The following is a 6,527-nucleotide window of genomic DNA, read 5'->3' on the forward strand; positions in this document are numbered from 1 at the left end:
CACAAGAACTTGAGCAAATTCACCCTTCAGGATGCTGCCCTCAACCAAAAACTCAGTGACGCACTTCACAGTCTTTTATCTGCTGCCGCCTTGTACTCATGACCTGAGTGTCTATTTTTCTGGACTCAAGCCAAATAAATTAGGATATTATTGCTGAATTCAATCACAGCAATCACAACGCCGCTAATTCAGAGGAACGACGAATGATTTCGAAATGGGCACAACGCTTTTACCAAATGGCAAAACTTGTTGGCTCCTGGAGTAAAGACCCTTCCACACAAGTGGGTGCCGTCATTACTAAACAAAACCGAATTGTATCCGTTGGCTTTAACGGCTACCCGCACGGTATCTCAGACAGCGCCAATACCGACGATCGGGATATGAAATACCTGAAAACTTTGCACGCTGAGGAAAATGCGATTCTGTTCGCCAAACGAGATTTGGATGGCTGTGAAATCTGGGTTACACATTTTCCATGTCCGAACTGTGCCGCCAAAATCATCCAAACCGGCATTTCGGCCGTACACTGCCCCGAGCAAACGGAAGATTTTCTCTCTCGCTGGGGAGATAAGATTATGGTGAGTCAGGAAATGTTTCTTCAGGCTGGCGTGAAAGTCAATTGGCTTCCCTTAAGCGATCTTGAACACATTGACGTCTGATCAATTCACTGTGTCGAAAAGGCTCCTTAACGGAGCCTTTTTCATCTCAACGAGTAGAAATTAGATTCGCACAGCTGAAAACCTCGCCTCTCAAAGCGCCAAAACACTCTTTTTTGCTCGCCATAACCACTTCCAGTGAAACGAGGCTAATTGCGCTCATTCATGTTCACTAAAAAAGCGTAATTTGTGACACAAGCCAAACCTCAATTCCACACACTTACACCAATTACAAAAGATACTGAGAAATGAGTATTTTTTAACAAAAAATAAGTTTGCAGTTCTGAAATTGTCAATAGCCGCCAGTCATTGAAAAACACGGTAAATGGGTCGTCTTTCCGCGCTTATCCAGCAAAAACCACCAGAATTAATTTTTCTAGCAGAATAAGATGTTAGCCATTACAATCCTGCCACATAAAAATTACAACAGAATTACAGATTCTAATAACCCTCTGCTCACCTCCCCCTACAACTACCGGGTCAGCAGAGTCAGCCCATAATGTGAAAGGTCCTATACATACGATGAGTCCAGAGAAACACCTTCTTGACTGGCAAACCAGCCAAACGATTGCTGAATCCATTTGTCCCCTGATTGGCCAGCTTTATCGACAAAAAGGCGTAGAAGTTATCCTGTTTGGAAAAACGCTGATTAACGCTACCACCATCGATATCATCAAAGCACACCGCGTCGCCCGCCGTTATACCGGCACCCCTCTTTCTGCTGAGCAAACTCAACCAATTATCCAATGTCTGAGCGAAATGGAACTGTCTCCTTGTCGAATCGATATTGGTCAGCTTGCTCACCAATACTGGAATGGACGCGACGATGCACACGGTATTAAAGACTTTATTCACACTGCACTGGTCGGTGCCATGAATGGACAAACCGTGTCTGAGCCTCGTGACGTTGTGCTGTACGGTTTCGGCCGCATCGGCCGTCTGCTCAGCCGTCTGCTGATTGAAAAAAGTGGCCCTGGTTACCCGCTTCGCTTACGCGCCATTGTGGTTCGCGGTGGCAAGAAAGGCGATCTGGAGAAACGTGCCAGCCTGCTGCGTCGTGACTCAGTTCACGGTCAGTTCAACGGCAGCATCATTGTCGATGAAGAACGTAAAGCCATCATAGCAAACGGCAACTACATCCAGATTATTTATGCTAACAAGCCAGAAGACGTCGACTACACCGCTTACGGCATCAACAATGCACTGATCGTCGATAACACAGGTGTTTGGCGCGATTCAGAAGGTTTGAGCCAGCATCTGCAAAGTAAAGGCGCGGCGAAAGTACTTCTGACGGCGCCAGGCAAGGGCGATATCAAGAACGTGGTCTTTGGTGTGAACGACAACGTGATTGGTGAAGATGACACCATCATTTCAGCCGCTAGCTGTACTACCAACGCCATCACTCCTGTTCTGAAAGCGATGAACGACAAATACGGCGTGCTTTCAGGTCACATTGAAACGGTGCACTCGTTCACCAACGATCAGAATCTGATCGATAACTTCCACTCTGGTGAACGCCGTGGCCGCAGTGCATCACTGAACATGGTTCTGACCTCGACTGGCGCCGCCAAAGCGGTTGCAAAAGCACTACCAGAACTCGCGGGCAAACTTACCGGCAACGCAATCCGGGTACCAACGCCTAATGTGTCTATGGCCGTTGCGAACCTGAACCTGGAAAAAGGGACAGACAAAGACGAGCTGAACGAATTCCTGCGTGGTATGGCGTTAAATTCTTCGTTGTCCGCTCAGATTGACTACACCGACTCAACCGAAATCGTATCCAGTGACCTGGTGGGCTCTCGCCATGCCGGTGTGGTTGACGGTGCGGCCACGATCGCTCAGGACAACCGCTGCGTACTGTACATCTGGTACGACAACGAGTTCGGTTACAGCTGCCAGGTAGTGCATTGTATGGAACAGATGATGGGTGTGCGCTACAAAACGTATCCATCGGCATAAATTTAAGACTCCACAACACTAAAACTATAAACCTACTTTCCCCGTACTTGCCGCCCTACTTCATTGAAGGGCGGCTTTTTTGTTTTTCTGAACAGCGTTCATCTTTGGTTCATCTTGACCCTGATAATCTGAACCTGTAGATAGAGAGGTACGTATTATGAGTAGACTTATCGTCACGTTTCTGACAATTATCACCGGCTTTTTTGCTCTGGTTGCCAGCCTGATTATGATTATCCCGCTGACGATCGCCGCGCTGATCACCGGACGACGTATCCGGAAAGAGATGCAAAACTATCAATTCGCCACAGAGCAGAACGCCGTTATTGAAGGCGAATATGAAGAAGTTCCGAAAAAATAGACCAGCGATACTCTCCCGCATCAAACGACATATTTTACCGGCAGCGTTCCTACTTGGCGCTGCCGGCTTAGTGACATCCGCAATAAGCGGATGTAGCAGCAGTCCGGAACACCCGAGTTATTCCAGTGCACCATCGCTGCCCCCTTATAATCAGGCCACATTCAACGAGTACGTCGACGAAACGCGTCAGTGGCTCGAACAACATCGCTTTTTTATCAGCGATGATCATGCACGCGAAATCGCATTGAACCTGCCTCATGAATACCGTCCAGACACACCCAATGGTGAAGCGGTGCTGTTGGTGCATGGACTGGGAGATTCACCTTACTCCTTTGATGATATTGCCCGACACCTGGCCACCAAAGGCTATTTGGTGCGCACGATTCTGTTGCCAGGCCACGGTTCGAAAGTCGGCGATCTGATGCTTCCATCCGAACAGGATTGGCAGGGCGTAGTGCATCACCACACCCAGTTGCTCAAGCAAGAGTTCGATAAAGTCTGGCTGGGCGGCTATTCCACTGGTGCCAATTTGGTGACCACTGAAGCCTTGCAAGATGCAAGTATCCAGGGTTTGCTGTTATTTTCTCCGGCGTTTAAGCCCGGCAATGACATTGTCTCCTGGGCCGAAATCGCCAGTTGGTTTATGACATGGGCGGATCAGGATCCAGAAGACAATTATCTACGTTACAATTCACTGCCAATGAACGGTGCCGTTGTCTACTATCAGACTTCAGAAACCGTGCGCAACCAACTGGCACAAACACGCTTTGAGCGGCCAGTATTTATGATCATGAGTGAAAGTGACAGCGTGATCAGCACCGACTATGCGATGAACACCTTTACCAACAAAATGCCCAATCCCGGCAATGTACTGGTTTGGCAAGGGGAAACGCCCTTGGCCGATCAGCGGGCCGTACGTTTTAGCATGAGGATTCCACATCTGCGGATTTCTAATGGCTCCCATATGGGGCTACTGTTTTCACCGGAAAATCCCGAATATGGTATGAACGGCCACAAGATGATCTGCAGCAATGGTCAGGATGAAGAGTTGCAACGGCTGTGTGCGCAAGACAAAGAAGTCTGGTACTCAGCGTGGGGTTATCGTGAGCCAGGGAAGATACATGCCCGCTTAACCTATAACCCCTACTTTGAGCAAAGCATGACGTTGCTGGATAAAGTCATGAGTACGCCAACACCAGCTCGATACGTCGGACGCTCGCTTAACGTGCAATAAGCCCCTCGCGGGGCTTATTTGTTCATTGCGTTTGTTCTTGAAAAACACTTTGTAGCGCATCGCTTACCATTTGGTGATCGTCGAGTTGAGCGAGGCCAGAAACCGTCACCGCCCCAACCAACCCAGATCCCGCAATTCGAATCGGAAACGAGCCACCATGAGCACAATATTGCGCGGCATCGATATGCGGCTGCGTTTCAAACTCGCGCTGCTTTTGCGCGTTGTACAGCGACAGGTAGTAGGAACTGCGGCCATAGCGCAGCACCGAATTGCGTTTGCGGCGCATCCAATCGAGATGATCCGCACACGTGCCCGGCATGGCGTATTGAAATAGTGTTTGACCAAAACCATACACTTCGATCGCCACCGCGACTTGCTGGCTTTCCGCCATCTGCTTGAGCGCACAGCCCAATTGCCACGCCACATCGTGGTTAAAATGACTCAGTTGCAGCACCTCTTCTTGCTGTGCAATCTCGGCCAGTGTCAGGCTCATAACTTCACCTGCAACGTTTGACCCGTTTTGCTGCTCTCCAGCGCCATTTCAATCAGCGCGATGTTTTGCAGCGCCTGCTCTGGCGGCACCGGGTTGGCCGTGCCGAGACGAATCGCATCCGCCACGCCTTTGAAATAGAGCTGATAGCCGCCCAGTTCGGTCGGAATGGTTTCTGATCCCGCTTCGCTGTGTAGCTGACCATACAGTGACGCCTCTTCCTGCGACCACTGCGGACTGTCCGGCTGCTTGCCTTCTTTGAGGTAGGTTTCCTGTGGATCGAGGCCGTATTTCTCATACTTCGCCAAACTGCCCAGCACTTTGTAGCGCAGGTTCGGCTCTGGGCTGTAGAGGTTCGAATGCAGGTGCACCAAGTGATTTGGGTAGTGCAGGATCAGGTTGTAGTAATCGATGGTGGTGGCGCCCGGGCGCATCATGCGGCACTGCGCATTGATCGCCTGTGGCAAGCCAAACAGCGCCAGCGCCTGGTCAAGCAGGTGCGGCGCCAAATCAAACAAAATACCGCCACCATCTTGCGCCAGTTCACGCCAGCGCTGACGAATTTCCGGGCGGTAGCGGTCAAAGTGAGATTCAAACAGTTTGATGTCACCCAAACGACCTTCCGCCATCAGCTTTTGCAGGGTGAGGAAATCGCCATCCCAACGACGGTTATGGAACACGCTCAGTGTTAAGCCTTTTTCCGCCGCCAACGCAATCAGCTCTTCACCATCTTCAATGCGTGTCACGAACGGCTTTTCAACGATCACGTGTTTGCCATTTTGCAGCGCGCGTTTGGCCAGCGGGTAATGCACATCGTTCGGCGCGGTGATGATCACCAGCTCAGCATCGCTGTTGTCCAGCAGATCATTGGCATCGCCAAACCATTGCGCGCTCGGCCAATCGGCCGCGACTGCGGCTTGTTGGCTGGAACTGATCGCACTCAGCGTTAGCTCAGGCAGCGAGTTGATGAAAGGCAAGTGAAAGGTTTTCGCCGAATAGCCGTAGCCAATCACGGCGGTTTTTACCGGAGCGTAAGTCATATCAAAACTGTCCTTCTGGTGCGGTCGCCACAACACACTGAATGTCGTGACGGTCAAATAATTCTTGCAGTGCTGGCGCGGGGGGCGCGTCGGTGATCACCATGTCAATCGCCGCCACATCACACACGTGATGGAAATTCTCGGTGCCCATTTTGTGCTGTTCGCACACCAAAATGATCTGCTGCGCTTGCGCCATCATCGTGCGTTTCATCGACGCTTCTTGTTCATAATTGGTGGTCAGGCCACGCTCAGACAGCGCGCACACGCCAATAAACGCCTTGTTGACGTGATAGCCAGCCATTTGCTGTTCAGCCTGCGCACCTAAAATAGCGCGGCTGTACGGGTCAAAATGACCGCCCAGCAGATGCACCACATGCGAAGAGCCCTCTTCAACCTGAGCCAGCGTGTTAACCGAGTTGGTCACGATGGTCGCGGGCGCCGCCAGATAACTGGGGACGAGGGCCAACGTAGTGCTGGTATCAAGCACAATGTAGTCCTGTGCATCCACCAGCGATGCCGCGCACTGCGCCAATGCGTGCTTGGCCCTGCTAACAGTTTTAGCCGAGAACGGCTCGCTTTTCGGCGACACCGGAGCCAACATCGCACCACCACGAATGCGCTGAATGCCCGGCAGCTGGGTGAGTTTCACCAGATCGCGCCGCGCGGAATCACGCGAAACGCCAAACTGATTGCAGATATCGGTCGCGGTCATTTTCCCCTGCTGCTTGATCAGCATTTGTAAGTGAATCAGGCGCTCTTCTTGGGTCATAAACTTAAAATCACGTAAGTA

7 protein-coding genes are annotated in these 6,527 nt (G+C 50.9%); 4 read left to right on the top strand and 3 right to left on the bottom strand.

Translation table 11 applies throughout. The features are described 5' to 3' along the window. Positions 1–203: 203 nt before the first annotated feature. From CAG65_RS14335 to CAG65_RS14350, 4 genes are all read left to right on the top strand, one after another. Positions 204–659: a dCMP deaminase family protein gene (locus CAG65_RS14335; protein ID WP_021704893.1), complete on the top strand. Its 456-nt coding sequence runs from the start codon at positions 204–206 to the stop codon at positions 657–659. A 519-nt stretch (positions 660–1,178) separates the two neighbouring features. Next, a complete protein-coding gene (locus tag CAG65_RS14340; RefSeq protein WP_161454089.1) occupies positions 1,179–2,615 on the top strand; it encodes a glyceraldehyde-3-phosphate dehydrogenase in 1,437 nt (478 codons plus the stop codon). A 157-nt stretch (positions 2,616–2,772) separates the two neighbouring features. After that, positions 2,773–2,973: a hypothetical protein gene (locus CAG65_RS14345; RefSeq protein WP_161454090.1), complete on the top strand. Its 201-nt coding sequence runs from the start codon at positions 2,773–2,775 to the stop codon at positions 2,971–2,973. Beyond that, positions 2,951–4,207, top strand: a complete 1,257-nt coding sequence (locus CAG65_RS14350) for an alpha/beta hydrolase (RefSeq protein ID WP_161454091.1) — start codon at positions 2,951–2,953, stop codon at positions 4,205–4,207. The genes CAG65_RS14345 and CAG65_RS14350 overlap by 23 nt, the downstream gene beginning before the upstream one ends. A gap of 22 nt (positions 4,208–4,229) precedes the next feature. Here the strand turns inward: CAG65_RS14350 and CAG65_RS14355 are convergent, their stop codons facing one another. The 3 genes from CAG65_RS14355 to CAG65_RS14365 form a co-directional block, all read right to left on the bottom strand. Continuing rightward, positions 4,230–4,700, bottom strand: a complete 471-nt coding sequence (locus tag CAG65_RS14355) for a heme-degrading domain-containing protein (protein WP_021704897.1) — start codon at positions 4,698–4,700, stop codon at positions 4,230–4,232. Next, positions 4,697–5,737: an oxidoreductase gene (locus CAG65_RS14360; RefSeq protein ID WP_161454092.1), complete on the bottom strand. Its 1,041-nt coding sequence runs from the start codon at positions 5,735–5,737 to the stop codon at positions 4,697–4,699. Before CAG65_RS14360 ends, CAG65_RS14355 begins: the two co-directional genes overlap by 4 nt. Before the next feature lies 1 nt (position 5,738). After that, positions 5,739–6,527 (bottom strand): DeoR/GlpR family DNA-binding transcription regulator (locus CAG65_RS14365; protein WP_237668818.1); only part of this gene is annotated, 789 nt, incomplete at its 5' end.

Source organism: Vibrio sp. V39_P1S14PM300, from assembly GCF_009904765.1.
Lineage (GTDB): Bacteria > Pseudomonadota > Gammaproteobacteria > Enterobacterales > Vibrionaceae > Vibrio > Vibrio proteolyticus.

Coding starts and splice junctions, on each gene's coding strand:
- CAG65_RS14335 (WP_021704893.1), top strand. CDS start 204: ATGATTTCGAAATGGGCACAACGCTTTTACCAAATGGCAAAACTTGTT.
- CAG65_RS14340 (WP_161454089.1), top strand. CDS start 1,179: ATGAGTCCAGAGAAACACCTTCTTGACTGGCAAACCAGCCAAACGATT.
- CAG65_RS14345 (WP_161454090.1), top strand. CDS start 2,773: ATGAGTAGACTTATCGTCACGTTTCTGACAATTATCACCGGCTTTTTT.
- CAG65_RS14350 (WP_161454091.1), top strand. CDS start 2,951: ATGAAGAAGTTCCGAAAAAATAGACCAGCGATACTCTCCCGCATCAAA.
- CAG65_RS14355 (WP_021704897.1), bottom strand. CDS start 4,700: ATGAGCCTGACACTGGCCGAGATTGCACAGCAAGAAGAGGTGCTGCAA.
- CAG65_RS14360 (WP_161454092.1), bottom strand. CDS start 5,737: ATGACTTACGCTCCGGTAAAAACCGCCGTGATTGGCTACGGCTATTCG.